The 17,354-nt window shown below is 42.1% G+C and carries 11 protein-coding genes and 4 tRNA genes; 6 read left to right on the forward strand and 9 right to left on the reverse strand.

Features of this window, described 5'->3' with window-relative positions:
* Positions 1–16: 16 nt before the first annotated feature.
* The 7 genes from PAUR_RS17645 to murB form a co-directional block, all read right to left on the reverse strand.
* Positions 17–92, reverse strand: a tRNA-Thr gene (locus PAUR_RS17645).
* A gap of 13 nt (positions 93–105) precedes the next feature.
* A tRNA-Gly gene (locus tag PAUR_RS17650) sits at positions 106–180 on the reverse strand.
* 46 nt (positions 181–226) lie between these two features.
* Positions 227–311: transfer RNA gene (locus PAUR_RS17655), tRNA-Tyr, on the reverse strand.
* A gap of 46 nt (positions 312–357) precedes the next feature.
* Positions 358–433 (reverse strand) — tRNA-Thr (locus PAUR_RS17660).
* A 124-nt stretch (positions 434–557) separates the two neighbouring features.
* Positions 558–1,259: a type III pantothenate kinase gene (locus PAUR_RS17665; protein WP_192509051.1), complete on the reverse strand. Its 702-nt coding sequence runs from the start codon at positions 1,257–1,259 to the stop codon at positions 558–560.
* Positions 1,256–2,248 carry a bifunctional biotin--[acetyl-CoA-carboxylase] ligase/biotin operon repressor BirA gene (gene birA / locus PAUR_RS17670; RefSeq protein WP_192509052.1) on the reverse strand — a complete coding sequence of 331 codons (993 nt, stop codon included), beginning with the start codon at positions 2,246–2,248 and terminating at the stop codon, positions 1,256–1,258. The genes PAUR_RS17665 and birA overlap by 4 nt, the downstream gene beginning before the upstream one ends.
* On the reverse strand, positions 2,241–3,254 hold the full coding sequence (murB, locus tag PAUR_RS17675) for a UDP-N-acetylmuramate dehydrogenase (RefSeq protein WP_192509053.1): 1,014 nt from the start codon (positions 3,252–3,254) through the stop codon (positions 2,241–2,243). Before murB ends, birA begins: the two co-directional genes overlap by 8 nt.
* A 157-nt stretch (positions 3,255–3,411) precedes the next feature.
* Here murB and PAUR_RS17680 point away from each other — a divergent pair, with 157 nt between their 5' ends.
* Positions 3,412–5,259, forward strand: a complete 1,848-nt coding sequence (locus PAUR_RS17680) for a M1 family metallopeptidase (protein ID WP_192509054.1) — start codon at positions 3,412–3,414, stop codon at positions 5,257–5,259.
* A 32-nt stretch (positions 5,260–5,291) separates the two neighbouring features.
* On the opposite strand, the gene PAUR_RS17685 is transcribed toward PAUR_RS17680, so the two are convergent.
* Positions 5,292–5,930 (reverse strand): DUF2057 family protein, encoded by a 639-nt coding sequence (locus PAUR_RS17685; RefSeq protein WP_192509055.1) that lies wholly within the window; start codon positions 5,928–5,930, stop codon positions 5,292–5,294.
* 133 nt (positions 5,931–6,063) lie between these two features.
* Here PAUR_RS17685 and PAUR_RS17690 point away from each other — a divergent pair, with 133 nt between their 5' ends.
* From PAUR_RS17690 to PAUR_RS17710, 5 genes are all read left to right on the forward strand, one after another.
* Positions 6,064–6,435, forward strand: a complete 372-nt coding sequence (locus PAUR_RS17690; protein ID WP_192509056.1) for a histidine triad nucleotide-binding protein — start codon at positions 6,064–6,066, stop codon at positions 6,433–6,435.
* A gap of 229 nt (positions 6,436–6,664) precedes the next feature.
* Positions 6,665–7,321: a helix-turn-helix transcriptional regulator gene (locus PAUR_RS17695; RefSeq protein WP_192509057.1), complete on the forward strand. Its 657-nt coding sequence runs from the start codon at positions 6,665–6,667 to the stop codon at positions 7,319–7,321.
* A gap of 106 nt (positions 7,322–7,427) precedes the next feature.
* Entirely contained in the window at positions 7,428–9,587 is a 2,160-nt protein-coding gene (locus PAUR_RS17700) for an ATP-binding protein (RefSeq protein WP_192509058.1), read from the forward strand.
* Positions 9,588–9,763: 176 nt separating this feature from the next.
* Positions 9,764–13,102, forward strand: a complete 3,339-nt coding sequence (locus PAUR_RS17705; protein WP_192509059.1) for an amidohydrolase family protein — start codon at positions 9,764–9,766, stop codon at positions 13,100–13,102.
* 186 nt (positions 13,103–13,288) lie between these two features.
* Positions 13,289–16,579, forward strand: coding sequence for a methyl-accepting chemotaxis protein (locus PAUR_RS17710; RefSeq protein WP_192509060.1), 3,291 nt, complete (start codon positions 13,289–13,291; stop codon positions 16,577–16,579).
* On the opposite strand, the gene PAUR_RS17715 is transcribed toward PAUR_RS17710, so the two are convergent.
* The gene (locus PAUR_RS17715; protein ID WP_404821707.1) at positions 16,576–17,304 is read right to left on the reverse strand and encodes an amidohydrolase; all 729 of its coding nucleotides are present in this window, start codon (positions 17,302–17,304) and stop codon (positions 16,576–16,578) included. The two genes, PAUR_RS17710 and PAUR_RS17715, sit on opposite strands and share 4 nt — an antisense overlap.
* Positions 17,305–17,354 lie beyond the last annotated feature (50 nt).

The raw sequence follows: 17,354 nt of genomic DNA on the forward strand, positions 1-17,354 counted from the left end.
AGAAGATTCAGCAGCCTGGTGCTGATAGGCAGATTTGAACTGCCGACCTCACCCTTACCAAGGGTGCGCTCTACCAACTGAGCTATATCAGCAACACCAGAAAACTGGAGCGGGCAGTGGGAATCGAACCCACATCATCAGCTTGGAAGGCTGAGGTAATAGCCATTATACGATGCCCGCTTTAGCAAACTGTTTTCTTAACTACCTCTAACCGTCAAGAATAAAGTGGTGGAGGGGGCTGGATTCGAACCAGCGAAGGCAGTGCCGTCAGATTTACAGTCTGATCCCTTTGGCCGCTCGGGAACCCCTCCACGAAACAATTCTTTGTCTAAAGCTTCTACATAAGAGTGTAGAAAATGGTGCCGACTATCCGAGTCGAACGGATGACCTACTGATTACAAGTCAGTTGCTCTACCAACTGAGCTAAGTCGGCACTGCTTTAGTACGGGGCAGGATTCTAGAGCAAGGTTCGGGGTGATGCAAGTGTAAAATCAAAAAAAATCAAAGTTTTTTGATTGAATGCTCATTATTACGGCAAAAACGCTAAAAAACAGCAATTAACGAACAAAATCAGACCAATAATTGAGTCCTCGAAGCACTAAGTCATCGACAAACACACTTGGCTTATCAAAATGCTGTTGTAATAATTCACCATATCCACCAGCAAAAATAACTTGCACCTGACTAAAATCGCATGGCAAACGCGCTATGCCTGAGTAAACCGCACCTAATGTCGCAACCAACGCCCCATTTTTAACTGCATTGGGTGTGTTTAAGCCTAGGCTTTGCTCAAAGGCACTAACATCATCACTAAAAACTTTCTCTGTATTAGCAAGTAAACTGGCAATCATCATATCCAATCCGGGCAAAATCCACCCGCCTAGATGCCCACCCGCACGAGTCACCACATCCACTTTAGTGGCCGTGCCAGAATCAATAATTACACAATCTTTACTATCATATAAATAATGCGCTGCAATGACCGTTAACCATCGATCAATACCTAGATTTTGGTATTGTTTATATGCGCACTTTATAGCCCCAAGCTCAGGACTAACACAGGCATGTCTCAGTTCAATACCATGCTGTTGTGCTTTTAGCTCTATTGCGCTCAGCAAATTAGAACTACCGACCTGAGCTACAACAATTTCTTCAATGTGTTGCCAAGGGATGTCAACTTCATCAATTCGCGTTATTTTCCCTTGTTGCTGTATACCGACCTTAACTGCCGTATTACCTACATCAATCAGTAATCTCACGCCTCATCCTTACGTAATGATATTTCTCCACCATAATAACTTTTCAACTCTCCATCTTGACGTAAGACAATACCACCTTGAGGGTCAATACCTTCACATATCCCACGCCATGTGCGCATACCTGTTGATAAAGTCACCATTTCATTTGCAAAAGCATTGACCTTATTCCATTGTTCTACCATGGCGGTTAAACCTGACTTTTCATACAGTGACAATCGCTGTGCCAAACTGTGTGTTAGCTGAGCAACTAACACATTTTTATCCAAGCTATGGGTGTGCGAAGCCAAATCAGTCCAAGGCTGATCAATCCCTTTGGAAGCGTTCTCAGGCATTTGTAAATTAATACCTATGCCAATTACTAAGTGGCATGGCCCTTCTACTTGGCCTTCAAGCTCGACAAGTACGCCTGCTAATTTACGACCATTTAAATAAATATCATTGGGCCATTTAAGCTCAACTGATAAGCCATATAACGCTTCGATGGCATCATAAACTGCCAAGCCAACTGCAATTGAGACGCCCATAGCGGCTTGTAAACCATCATCTAAACGCCAATAGTAACTATAATACAAATTGGCACCAAAGGGAGATTGCCACACTCGACCACGGCGTCCTCGACCCGCTTGCTGCATTTCTGCCACAAGTACTTGTCCCGAGTCCAGCGCCTCCCCTTGTTGAATACGGCGCATTAACTCACTATTGGTAGAATCAATGATCGGCTGTACTTCAACGCTATTTTGACAACTTAAACGCTGCAAACTCGCCACAATATTTTGAGGATTTAATAGCGGCAGACTTTCGTTTAAGCAGTAACCTTTTCCATTGAGTGAAAAAATATCAATACCCATTTCTTGCAATGACTTTATATGCTTAGAAATAGCAGCTCGACTAATCCCTAATTGTGTCGCAAGGAGTTGACCTGAAATAAACCCCCCTTGATTTAACGCATGTAGAATTGCCAATTTATTACCTTGCGGTGCATTATTCATTGTTTGACTCCACAATCGTCACTTCGCCATCACTGCCGATTAACCTAACTTCATGCTCTAACCGCACTGCGAACTTATCATTCACACACTGTTGAATATGCTGAATAACCTGACACAATATAGCCCCTGAGCTGTGTCCTTCATTGACAAGCACCAAGGCCTGTTTTTCATATACTCGCACACCTGCGACTGTATATCCTTTGAGGCCTGATTGTTCTATCAGCCACCCAGCCGCTAACTTATGACTATCATTACCCGCAGGATACGCAGGCATTGATGGGTAACATGCTAATAGTCGTCGGTACTGAGTATTTGCAACAATAGGGTTTTTAAAAAAACTCCCTGAATTAGCTAACACGTGTGGATCTGGCAACTTACTTTGCCGTATCGCTATCACAGTGTCACAAACCTGCCGTGCTGTTATTTTGTCCGGATCAAGCGTTTGTAGAGGCCCATAACTGAGTGTTGGCTGCCAATATTTAGGAAGACACAACCCAACACGCGTGATCACAAATTGATCTTTAAGTGCATGTTTAAAAATCGAATCCCGATAGCCGAATTGACACTGGGTGTTACTGAGTCGTTCAAACTTGGCCTGTGATATATGGTAGCCCTCGACAAAATCAACAAACTGCGCCAGCTCTACGCCGTACGCACCAATGTTTTGTATCGGTGCAGCACCAACCGTACCTGGGATCAGCACCAAATTTTCGAGCCCTGCAATCCCTTTATCTAGCAGATGAGTCACCACAGCATGCCAATTCTCGCCCGCAGCAAGCGACACCTTCCAATGAGTATCCATTTCATCGATCAATATGCCTTTATTTGACATTTTAATCACACACCCTGCGAAGTCAGTAATAAAAATGGTATTACTTCCCTCCCCTAATACACAAAATGGTTCAGTAAAGTCCAGTGAGCGCAATTGTTCTGCATTGTCTATCTCAATAATTCGTCGACAATGATGCGGTAAAGCAAAAGTATGAAGTGACTGTAATGCTTGCACGTACGTGCCCTAAACCTTAACTAGTAATATTGAATAGTTTACCCCATTGGTTCGCTGGGCGCATCCATATGTGACTTTCCTATTCAGCATGGTATAACATGAGCTTATCGTTCACTTTTCACATTAATTTATTACAACAATAATGAGCAAGGATCCTATGAAACTTTCTGCCTTAGCTACCAGCTTAGTATTTGCTGGCCTCTCTCACTCAGCATTGGCAACCCAAGCTGTTGATGAACATACTTATGCCAATCTAAAAGATGTTATCAGTACCCACTTGCATTTAGATCTAGATGTTGATTTTGATGACAAACAGCTGGAAGGCTTCGTCGAACACACTCTTGATTGGCGTAATAGCCAAGCGCGTACCTTGGTACTTGATACACGCGATCTCGAAATTGATAAAATCATGTATTTAGATGGTAATGGTCAATGGCATAAAGCGGCGTTCACCCTAGCAAAACGTGACAGCGTAAAAGGTGCCAAACTGACCATTACCTTTAATACACAAGCTAAAAAAGCACGCATTTATTACAACAGCTTACCAAAAGCATCTGGTCTACAATGGCTAACGCCTGTACAAACCGCCAGTAAAACTCACCCATTTATGTACAGTCAATCGCAAGCAATTCACGCGCGTAGCTGGATCCCTGTGCAAGACACACCTGCAATGCGTGTCACTTACTCAGCACGTATCAATACGCCAAAAGATGTCCGTGCGGTCATGAGCGCTGATAACTCAGGGGCATTTATTAAAGATGGTGATTATTGGTTTGACATGCCACAAGCCATTCCTCCGTACCTCATCGCTATTGGCGCAGGCAACCTTGAATATAAAGAAATGTCTCATCAAACAGCCATTTTTGCGGAGCCACAAATCTTAGATGCGTCAGTTGCTGAGTTTGATGATACACAAGCGATGATCGATAAAACAAATGTCATGTACGGGGAATACGCATGGGGACGCTATGACTTACTGATGTTACCTCCTAGCTTTCCATTTGGTGGCATGGAAAATCCACGCCTTTCATTCATTACACCAACGGTTGTGGCAGGTGATAAAAGCCTCGTTAATTTAATCGCACATGAGCTGGCACACTCTTGGTCTGGTAACCTTGTGACAAACGCCACTTGGGAAGACCTTTGGTTGAACGAGGGTTTCACCTCTTATGTTGAAAACCGTATCATGGAAGAAGTATTCGGCCGTGAACGCGCAGTAATGGAGCAGGCATTAGATACCGCAGGCCTAAGAGCTCAGTTAAAAAACATCGCAGCGCCTGATACGCGTCTGAACCTAAAACTCAATGGTCGAGATCCAGATGATGCATTTAGCTCTGTACCCTATACAAAAGGGCAGTTATTTTTAATCTATCTTGAAGAGAAGTTTGGTCGAGCCAAATTTGACGAATTTGTCAAAGGCTACTTTAGTAAATACTCATTTAAATCATTAACAACAGCTGAATTTAAGGTTTACTTAAACACTCACCTGTTACAAAAATACCCAGGTATTGTCAGCTTAGAAAAAGCCAATGAATGGATCCATCAACCAGGTCTACCTGTTGATGCGCCAAACCCAACTTCAGATGCATTCATTAATGTCGATAAACTTTCTACAGCATGGTTAAAAGGAGAAGGTACAGTCAATGATTTACCAACAAGTAGCTGGACTGTGCATGAATGGTTGCATTTCATCAATAACTTACCTAGAGATTTAAGCCTAGATCGCATGGCTGAACTTGATAATGCATTTAACTTAACGACATCCACCAATGCCGAACGCGCTTTTGCGTGGTATATGTTAGGTGTAGGCAATGGCTATAAAGCAATTTACCCTGCACTTGATGAGCATTTATCAGGGATCGGACGTCGTAAACTGATAGTTCCTCTGTATAAAGCACTTGTAAAGAATGGAAAACGGGAATGGGCGCATAAAGTATATACAGCGGCCCGTCCAGGTTATCACCCGCTTGCTCAAGGCACTATTGATGCTATTTTTGCAAAGTAATACCCACTGAGTGCACAAATTGATAAGGGCCGTTACTGGCCCTTTTTTATTTTTTCTAAAAATGCCGCGCGCTGCCCTGAACTTGCTTGTTGCCACCAAAAATCGAGCATCGTTGCCGCATCAGGGTGAGAAACGCCCTGCACCGGCTTTTGCGAACCCAATGATGGCGTAGTCAGTCTGGCTTTGGGTTGTGGTTGAGTAGACGCAGCACTTTTTTTGTCATGACTATGTTGTGCAGGCATTGCGGCTATCATGCTTGACTGCGCTAAGCCATTGAGCTTCACCGCAAGCTGTGTTTTCGCATGCGGAGTAACAATGCGCACGACAGGGTTTTTAGCAAATATTTTTGCGGCATCAACGTCTTCAGCCCGCTCAAATGTGACCTGATATACCCCTTGTTCTGTTATATTCAATTCTATCCAGAATGCGTCTGAGTCCACCACTTCGTGTTCATCATAATCAAGCTCATATAAATCACTATATTGAAGCTTCAGTGCATATTGTCCTGGTGCCAGTTCTAATTCCGTAACCTTACTAAACAATGAGTGTTCGATAACATCATTATTAACCTGTAGCGGCAGTAGCTCCTCATTGAACTGAATGGTTGCTGCATGGCCATCTTTTAAAAAAGTGGAAAAAAGTAAGATGCATACGTAGCTTTTTATTCTCATATCACGGTTTCCTTATTTACGTATATTTACAGTTGGCTATTTGACAGTTTGCCTAAACTTTGTCATTAGTGTACACCGTAATTTTTAAATTCTCTGCTAAGTCACGAATAACACATTTTATTAAGGATTATCAATGAGCAATAATACTATTTTTGACAAAATTATTAACAAGGAAATTCCAGCCGATATTTTATATGAAGATGAATACACGTTGGCATTTAGAGATATCAATCCGCAAGCGCCATTTCATGTACTTGTAATTCCAAAAGCGAAAATTGCAACAATCAACGATGTCACTGAACAAAATTCACACTTAGTCGGCCATTTATATGTCGTAGCTGCTAAACTAGCTAAGGAACATGGGTTTGCCGAAGACGGATATCGTGTCGTCATGAACTGCAACGAAGATGGTGGACAAAGCGTATACCACATTCATTTACATGTCTTGGCAGGTAAAGCTTTGGGGTGGCCACCATACACAAATACGAAAAAAGAACTACTTTAAAATATTCCCTGTTAAGGAATGTAAACAAGTAAGTTATTATTTCGAAAACATGAAAAGCCAGCTATATCATAAAGTTATAGTTTGAGTGATGTAATTCATTTGTATTCATAGCGTTATATGTCGATTACATATAGCAAAACTATCTATCGCTTGATGAAAATTCTAATACAAAAGGTCTGAGTCACGTGTTAGCATTGAATCATCAGTTGGAATAAGAGTGTTACCAAAAATGAGCAGTTCTGCCTTTTTGTTATTAGATAAAGAGCCTATTAACACCATAGGAATTAACGTTTTACAGCCATTGCTTAAAACGCAAGGACTAGATGTAACCACAGGTACCGATATAGCAGATGTGCCTGAAGGTACACGCCTATTATTTATAGAAACCGCAACCAATGATGCTTGGAATAAATTAAAAGAACAATTAGTCAGGCTGAAAGTAAGTTGCGATATCATACTATTTAACTTGGACGAGAATCCTGAACTTGCCAATCGTGCATTACTAAGTGGGATCCGTGGTGTTTTTTATACCACTGATAACGCAGATGTATTAATGAAAGGTATTCGCCTCCTAATGGAAGACCAGCTTTGGTATCGCCGCGAGATCATGTGTAATGCGCTTAATCGTATGTTACAGTTTAACAAAGATGCACTGCACAAGTTAACTGAAGGTGATATTGAGCCCGTTAAACTCACCAAACGCGAAAAAGCAATTATTTCATTGATGAGTAAGGGGGCTAAAAATAAAGAGATAGCTGAAGATCTCAATATCAGTCCGCACACCGTTAAGACACATTTATATAGCGCTTTTAGAAAAACCAAGTGCCGCAACCGTATTGAGTTACTCTCTTGGGCTCAGCAAAATATACCTGATGAAATTCGCTAAATACGAGTGTTAAAATTACAGCCGCTATATGCGGCTGTTTTTGTTTCTTTACTCCGCCCCGTACAGTCTCTATCCTTAACCACAAACCTTCAAAACAATAACAAGAATGTTCGACCCTAAAACACTGTATTTTACTAGTGCCATAATGATGGCCATGATGACCCTACTTAATTTTTTGACTTGGCGGACGAATAAAAGTACACCAGGCACCTTGCTGTACATATTTTATCCCATGGTTTTATTTGCCGCCATAATTGGGTTTTTTATCCATAGCGATATCGAGTCATGGCAAACCATCGGCCTCGCTAATACGCTCTTATTTGCCGCATCCATTATTCACTGCCTCGCCATCTGTCAGTTTCTGAACTATAAAGGCTGGGAGCTAAGACTATTTCTTATCGTCACAGCCTTTTTACTTGCCGCACTCGTGTACTTTAGTGCCGTGGATGATGATTTACGCTGTCGTATCTTCGTGTCTGACCTGCAGCATATTTGCGAAGCAATCTTCTTATTATATCTATTCTTGCGTTTTGCTCGCCCACTTTATCCCAATGGTACTATTGTATACGGTATCGTACTAACGCTAGTTTTAAGCGCTTTTTTAGCCCGTACTGTATTGATGGGAGAGGTCACTACTTTTACACTTCTTGAAGACAATTGGTTTGTTATTACGTTGTTTGTTAACGGGGTATTAGCCCCTATTTTTTATGCCACTGGCATGGCCCTTTTATGTAATGAACGCCGTGAAGATCACTTAAATCAGCTTACTGAAAAAGCCAAAAAAGATCTCGAGATCAGAGGGCTATTTCTGTCCACTATCAGTCATGAGATCCGCACACCGCTCAATGGGATTTTAGGCAGTGCTCAATTGGTTTTAAACCGAACCACAAACCACCGTAACAAAGCGTACTGCGAAGCCATCGTCAATTCAGCAGCATCTCTCAACTTACTCATTGATAAAGTGCTCGATTACGCAAGTTTAGATCAAAGTGATGAGTCCCTTTACGAAGAAGATGTTGAACTCAAAAGTTGGCTCAATAATCTCTGTTTATTATTAAGCCCATTAGCCGAACAAAAGAAACTCAGCTTTGAGCTCATTTACGAGCTTCCTGAACAAGCTTGCTATTATTGCGATCAACAAAAACTCCGCCAAATAATTATAAACTTAGTAGGTAATGCCATTAAATTTACCGATAAAGGGTGTGTCAAAATCCGTGTAGAGTTGCTTGAAGAAGCGCATATGTCGCATATTGTTCGCTTTAGCGTGATAGATTCAGGGCCAGGTATTGATGAAGAAGACATTAGTAAATTAACCGAACCCTATGTGCAAAGTAGCGCCGGTAAAATCAAAGGTGGTACAGGGTTAGGGTTAGCAATAACCAGTCGATTATTAGATAGACTCGACAGTAAACTCGATATTCTCAGTGAACTCAATAAAGGCAGCTCTTTTAGCTTTGATATACCTTTAACCGTCGGCGAACTTAGCCTCGTTGAACAACGCCACCATAATACAGATTGCATTACAGGTCTAAACATACTTTTGGTAGAAGATTTAGACTTGAATCAGAAGATTGCCATTGAGTTTATGGCAACTGACGAGCATAAGGTAAAGCTCGCAACCGATGGCGCCAGCGCGATTGAGTTACTAACACAACATCAATTTGATGTGGTGTTGCTTGATATGAACTTACCCGATTTCACTGGCCAAGAGGTACTCCGTCGACTACAAACCATTGAGCACAAAAACCAACGCACTCCGTTCCTTGCTTTCACGGCCAGTTTAAGTCCTGATGAAGTAAAAGAGTATTTAGCGCTTGGAATAAAAGACATTGTCGGCAAACCCATTAAGCAGGAAAAACTGCGACAAAAATTAAACGACTCACAGTCTGCACAGAAACCGAGTATGAGTGTGGAACTCACCGATACACTTTATGATGAAACGGCGGTTAGTTCACTAAAAAGTAGTTTTAGCGACGACGAAGTCTCTTCTATCTATAATGAATTTGTGCTGTCTGCGCGAAATAAGCTCATACATATTCAACAAATGCTTTCACAAGATAGTGAACAATGCATACGGTTACTTCATCGACAATCAAGTACCGCAATGCAACTTGGGTTTAATCGATACGGTTTACTGTTAAAGAAAATTGAACGACGTTTACTCGAAAAAAAATCAAGTGATACCGAGCTTACTCAAGCAATGGCATTATGGCAGCAGAGTTTAGAAGCGTACCTTGATTTTGTAAGAAGAAATACCTTGAACTAATTTGTAGCGACTAACATAACTATGGCAATACGCATGATTTACCCGCTGTTTAACGGTATTTTCTCACCGTTTATCGCGCATAATCGACATAACCGCCAAATTTAGTCATTCTCACTACTATTAAAGGTTTAATGCTGCGTATTAAACCCACCAATAACGATAATATGGAATTCACAATGGCATTTTTCAAAAAACCACTGACGGCCGCAATCAGTCTCGCGATTCTAGGCACAAGCCTACCGAGTTTAGCGGATACCACAAATACTGCCGCCCCAGCAGCACAAGAACGTAAAACAGATACTTGGGATGTGTTAAATACACCGGGCGAAAAGCAAACAATCACCATTGACACCAATCAAACCACATGGAGCAACTTAGATGTTAGCCCTGATGGTAAGCACATTGTCTTTGATATGCTCGGTGATATATACATCATGCCTATCAGCGGTGGGAAAGCAACCTCCGTAACGAATGATATGGGGTGGAATATCCAACCTAAATTCTCTCCAGATGGCAGCAAGATTGCTTTTATTTCTGACCGTGCAGGTGGCGATAACCTTTGGGTAATGGATATCAATGGCGAGAATAAGCGACAAGTATCAAAAGAAACGAATAATATCGTTCACAACCCAGCATGGGCACCTGACGGACAATATATTGCCGTAAAGCAAGGTCAAGTGACAGGCCGCACTATCCCAGGTGGCTCAATTCGTATGTACCATATCAGTGGTGGTAAAGGCGTGATTGTTCGCGAGCGTTTACATGGTGCTAAATCTCAGAAAAATATCGCAGAGCCTGCCTTCTCAACTGACGGAAAAAAAATATATTACTCTGTTGATGGCACCCCAGGTGTAAGTTGGCAATACAATAAAAATGCACTTGGGACAGTGTTTGAAATCCGTAGCTGGGATTTAGCAACCGCAGAAGAAGAAACGATTGTCAAAGGCGCAGGGGGAGCCATTCGCCCGACACCAAGCCCTGACGGCAAATCTATTGCGTTCGTAAAACGTGTTGATGATGGTAAAGCCATGGCGAGTGCGTTATATGTTAAAAATCTGGAATCTGGGATCGAAACAGAAATTTATGCAGGCTTAGACAGAGATTTACAAGAAGCAAATGGAGCACATGGTAATACCCCTTCTTTTGCGTATACGCCTGATGGCAAAGCGCTGGTGTTTTGGGCTGGAGGTGTATTTAGAACGGTAGATATTCAATCTAAAGAAGCACAGGTCATACCCACTCGAATCGTAGCAGAAAAACAAATTACACCTGCATTACGTTTTGCGGTTGATGTTGCTCCTGATAGTTTCAAAATAAAAATGGCTCGTTGGTCACAATTATCACCAAATGGTGAAACGGCACTTTTCCAAGCATTAGGTTATCTATACGTCAAAGATATAGAATCAGGTAAAGTCAGGCGCCTTACAAAACAAACGGATCACTTCGAGTTTTATCCAAGTTACTCACGCGATGGTCAATCGATTGTATACACCGCATGGGATGATAAAACGCTAGGTTCTATTCGCGTTGTTTCAGCGAAAGGCGGAAAAGGTAAAGTAATAACCAAGCAACCAGGACATTATATTTCACCGAGCTTTTCGCCTGACGGCAAGCATATTTTATATAAGAAAGTAACCGGTGGTTACCTTTTAAATGGTGACTGGTCTATGTCGCCTGGAATTTACCTTATTCCAAGTAAAGGCGGTAAAGCAAAACGCGTTGTTAAATCCGGTGATAACCCACACTTTGGTGCTGAGTCAGACCGTATTTTCTTCTCTGTTGCAGGTGATACTGACCGAGAACTCAAAAGTGTTAACCTCAATGGGCAAAAAGAGCGCAGCCATTTTAAAGGCGATTACATTTTCGATTTTAAAGTTTCTCCAAATGGCCAATATGTTGCCTTTATTGAACACTTTAATACCTTTGTTGCTCCATTCACCAGCACGGGTAAAACCCTATCTATTAACAAAGGAACCAAATCTTTCCCTGTTAAGCAGGTGTCTAAGTACTCCGGCGATTACCTAAATTGGATAAGTGACAGTAGCGCGCTTACTTGGGCATTCGGCCCAAATTTATATCAGAGAAAACTCACTGATACTTTCGCATTCTTAACGGGCGAAGACATAAAAGCCAAAGAATTAACGGCCCAAGGTATTGATCTCAGTTTTACACAAAAAGCAGATAAACCTCAGGGTACACTGGCACTCGTCGGCGGTACCATAGTCACGATGCGTGATGCAGATAAACAGCAGGAAATCATCGAAAATGGGGTTGTTGTTATCAAAGAGAACCGCATTGTTGCGGTCGGTAAGCAAGGTGACGTCATGATTCCAAGCGGTGCAAAAACCCTGGATATCACTGGTAAAACGGTTGTCCCTGGACTCGTCGATGCCCATGCCCATGGCAGTTACGGAAGCCATGACTTGCAGCCAAAACAGAACTGGAATCAATACTCAAACTTGAGCTTCGGTGTCACAACGATTCACGACCCTTCCAATAATTCATCTGAAGTATTCTCAATGGCTGAGCTGGCCAAAGCAGGTAAAACACTTGCCCCACGTATTTACTCTGTAGGCAGAATTCTTTATGCCGGTAATGCGCCTGGGTATAAAACGCCAATTAGCAACTTAGAAGAAGCGGAGTTCCATGTGAAGCGCTTAAAAGATGCCGGGGCTATCTCAGTGAAAAGCTACAACCACCCTCGCCGTGAAACGCGTCAGCAAGTGCTTGAAGCCGCTAAGAACATGGAAATTATGGTTGTGCCTGAAGGGGGATCTAAGTTTCAGCACAATATGAATATGATTGTGGATGGGCATACCGGTGTAGAACACGCTTTACCTATTCCTCATATTTATTCTGATATTGAACAAATGTGGGGGCAAACAGATGTTGGCTTTACACCCACTTTTGTGGTGGCTTATGGCGGAATTAAAGGGGAAGACTACTTCTACGAACATACTAATGTATGGGAAAATGAGCGCTTAATGAGCTTCGTACCGGATTATATTGTCAGACCTCGGTCTATTCGACCGGGCCAAGCGCCAGAAAGATTATATAACCACATACTAACAGCTGAAGTTGCTAAGCAATTGCGTGACGAAGGTGTCACCGTTCATATTGGTGCTCACGGCCAGCGTGAAGGTTTAGCTGCGCATTGGGAACTTTGGTCAATGGCCCAAGGCGGTTTCACCGCTTGGGAAGCGCTACGAAGTGGTACCATTGATGGTGCAAAATACCTTGGTATGGATCATGACATTGGGACTATCGAAAAAGGCAAACTTGCCGACTTAGCTATCATCGAGGGAGATGTGTTAAACGATATTCGTCAATCAGAAAACGTGGCATATACGGTTATCAATGGGCGTATTTATGATTCGGCAACGATGAATGAAGTCGGTAACTACGATACTAAACGCGCACCGTTTTTCTTTGAAGGAGGCACTAAAACACAGATGCATCCTGCCACACAAATGTACATGGAAGAAAAAGCACACAAGTATCATTGGAAACACTAATTAATTGTTTCTGAAAATAAAAAGCCACCGATTGGTGGCTTTTTTATGCGATTTAAAAAGGCCGTTATTTGCGAAATTAGGCACAAATTTTGTGTGCTTTCACTAGACGTGAACGAGAACTGTTCTACACTTTGCTGCAAAGATACATTTTGTATCAACAAAAATAACGAGAACAAGGAGTGCACAATGGCCAGTATCAATGCGATTTATCAATCTTTAGACCTGACCAAAAAGCTTATTATTGCATTCTTATTGGTTGCACTTGCTCCCATTGCCGTCGTTATTTCTATGGCACTATATCACGCCACAGACGCACTTCAGCAACAAGCCTATTCACAACTTGGGGCGGTTGGGGAAATCAAAAAAAGCGCCGTTGAACGCCACTTTAAAGCCGTAAAAAATAAAATGAGTGCGCTTGCACACAACCCATACGCACAAACCGCAGCCCGTGAATTCATTTATGCGTTTAGTACACTTGATGGCGCCGTTGTTATTCCTGACTCTTTAACGCAGTTTTACCAGAATGAATTCACGACTAAATTTAATACTGAAAACCCGAGTGCAACGTTACCGAATAACTTAATTGATAGTATCAGTGCTGAAGGGCTTATGCTGCAACAACGCTATATTGCAGACAACCCGTTTGCACTTGGCGAAAAATCAAAATTGGTAAAAACCGACCATGATGATGACTATGATATGACCCACCAACGTCATCATGAATACTTTTTGAAAGTTGCTGAAATCAATCATTTCTACGATATTTTTATTGTGGATAACGAAACGGGTAACATCGTCTATTCTGTATACAAAGAACTCGACTTTGCCACATCTCTACTCACAGGGCCTTATGCAAATAGTAACCTTGCTGCTGTATTTCAAAAAGCCCGCTCGCTGAATACCCCCGAACAATATGCTTTTGTCGACTATCATCAGTACCTCCCTTCGTACAATGCCCCAGCAAGTTTTATTGCCGCACCGCTCATCAACCCAGGGCATGCACAATCTACACTCATTTTTCAATTATCAATTGATGCGCTGAATGACATCATGACGGAAAGAGAAGGGCTCGGTGAAAGTGGTGAAACTTACTTAGTCGGGCATGATGGATTAATGCGTTCAGATTCCTATTTAGACCCTGAAAATCACTCAGTAATAAACTCATTTAAATACCCAAGTAAAGGCGCTATAAATACGGAAGGGTTCCAACGCGCCATCGCAGGAGAGCATGGTCAGAAGCTGATCACCGATTACAACGGACAACCTGTTCTTTCCGCTTTCATGCCCATAGATGTGTTAGGGTCAGACTGGGCATTACTTGCTGAAATAGACAAAGCAGAAGCATTTGATGCCGTTACGCGGTTGCGTAATTTGCTCATAGTCGTGCTTGTATTCACGATTGCCGTCATCGTGGTTATTGCATTTCTCTTTGCGCGTACGTTAACTCGCCCGGCACATGCTTTAGTTAATACGATGCGCAGAGTTGAACAAGAAGGCGATTTCTCTATTCGCGCCCCCATCGCTTCAAAAGATGAAATTGGGCAATCTGCTCTTGCCTTTAATTCTCTATTAAATGAACTTCAGCAATCAATTTCAGAAACAAACTTAGTTATGAATGAAATGGCATCTGGACGTTTTTCAAAACGAATTAAAGTCCAGTGCAAAGGGGAGTTGGAAACATTAAAGCAAGCAACCAATCATTGTGCAAATAGCTTAGATATTGCAATTGGCGAAATAAATCAAGTTATTAAAGCCATGTCCATCGGACAATTTGACTTGCAACTCACTGCACCTATGTCAGGCGATTTAGACAAACTAAAATCGAATGTAAACCAATCTTTGCACTCTCTCAACGGCACTATGAATGCCATTGTGTCTGTTATGGAAAATGTCGAGCATGGTGACTTTAATGGACGCGTCTCTATTGATGCGCAAGGAAAACTCGGTCAGTTAAAAGATTGCGTAAATAACTCTATTTTCAGCGTGTCAGGTGCCATTGATGAAATAAGTACAGTGATGGGCGCTATTCGCCAAGGCGACTTCTCACAACGTATTGATATCCCATTAGAAGGTCAGCTCAATGCTCTAAAAGATAATGTAAACGTCAGTGTCGACAACCTCGCAGTTATCATCAAAGACATTAGTACAATAATGGCTGCGATGAGTAAAGGTGACTTTAAACAAAGTGTACTGTGCCCAGCTCAAGGTCAGTTAGGGCAACTTAAAGACGATATAAATACCTCTATTCACGGCCTTGATAAAGCAGTGAGTGAAATTTCTTCAGTCATGATGGCAATTAGCCACGGTCGCTTTGACCGTACAATCACCTCTGCTATGCCAGGCCAACTTGATACCCTAAAATCCGATATAAATAACTCTGTCGGTAATTTAAACCAAGTTATTGAAGAACTCGCCGCGGTGATGGCAGCAATGTGCAAAGGCAATTTCAACTTAAAGATACAATCGCCGTTACAAGGACAACTGCAACAACTTAAAGAAGATGTAAATACGTCTATTACTACAATTTCTGATGCAATAAGTGAAGTGACGCATGTACTCAGTGCTGTGTCTCAGGGCAAGCTAACCGACTCTATTTCAGGCAATTATGATGGCGTTTTCTTAGTACTAAAACAGGATGTCAATACCACTATCAGTAAGTTAACCGAAGTGATAGAGGGCATACAGTTATCAGCAAGCCACGTATCGCAAAGTGCAGGAGAGATTGCTGCCAGTAATACTGAAATTAGTGCCAGAACAGAAGAGCAAGCCGCTAATTTGGAAGAAGCCAGTGCGAGTACAGGCCACATTCTCAGTGAAATAACGGCTGTAGCCAAACAATCGGGTAATGCCGTAGAACTATCAAACGATGCCCAAAATATAGCACTAGAAGGTGGTGAGCTTTCAAAAGAAACCGTCATAGCAATAGAAGAAGTCAATGGCGCAAGTAAAGACATCAATGAAATTGTGTCGGTCATCGATGGCCTCGCGTTTCAAACCAATTTATTGGCTTTGAACGCGGCAGTTGAAGCCGCTCGAGCTGGTGAACATGGAAGAGGGTTCGCTGTTGTTGCTAACGAAGTCCGAGAGCTTGCTGGGCGAAGCGCAGCATCAGCCAAGCAGATCAAAAACATCATTGCCAATAGTAATCAAAAAGTAGAGCAAAGCACCGATATGGCAAATAGCTCTGGTCATAAACTCGAACAAATTGTCGACGCGGTTTCCAAAGTTAACAACACCATTGTCAAAATAAACCAATCAACGATCACACAGCAACAAGCAATTAAAGAAGTTGACTTGGTTGTGCAACGACTGACTGATTTAATTCAAGAAAATTCAGCGATAACTGAAGAAACAATGGCGGCAGCGAAACAGATGGCTGATCAAGCAAATCAAATGCGCCGCTTGTTAGGTTACTTCTCGTTAAGTAAGCAAAGTACAGACAATACGCAATTACTCATCCATCAATATAATCGCTAACTCAACTTAAATTCGTCGGCATCTAAATGGGCAGGGAAAGCTGCTCTAAATGCTTCTAGTTGGTTTTTCACTAAGTGAACGAATGCGACCGCAGTCTGATTATCTGGTAATTGCATAATAGCTTCCCCCTTAAAATCATATGCAGCACTGCCCCCACTGTGGGCAACTTGATTACCATCTACACCAACTCGATTACAACCCAAGACATAACATTGATTTTCCATTGCTCTGGCCATCAATAATGTATCCCAAACATGACGCCGTGCTGCAGGCCAGTTTGCGACATTAACCATAACATCGTAGTCATTCCTATTACGTTGGAATACAGGAAACCGCAAGTCGTAACACACTTGGGGTAATATTCTAAAGCCATTAATAGTAAAAACTTGTCTCGCTTGTCCCGCTTCGACATAGTCTCCTTCGTTACCCAATCGAAACAAATGCCGCTTATCATAATGCATCACAGTACCATCTGGTTTTACCCAATAAAACCGATTCACCTGCTTAGCACCCATTTGCACTAATACAGACCCCGCAACCACCGCTTGACAGTGCTGAGCACACTGAATTAACCACTGTAGTATTGGTCCGCTTTTTGGTTCACTAACCCCTTCATCAACCGCAAAACCCGTTGCAAAAGTCTCTGGCAATAAAATTAAATCAACCTTGTTTTCTGGTTCACTTAAACTTTCTGTTAATAGCGCCTGCAAAGCGGTAGTATTCATTTTTGGCTGTAACCAAACAATATCATGTTGTACCACCGCAACTCGTAATT

Source organism: Pseudoalteromonas aurantia 208 (assembly GCF_014858725.1).
In the GTDB taxonomy this organism is placed as follows: Bacteria; Pseudomonadota; Gammaproteobacteria; order Enterobacterales; family Alteromonadaceae; genus Pseudoalteromonas; species Pseudoalteromonas aurantia.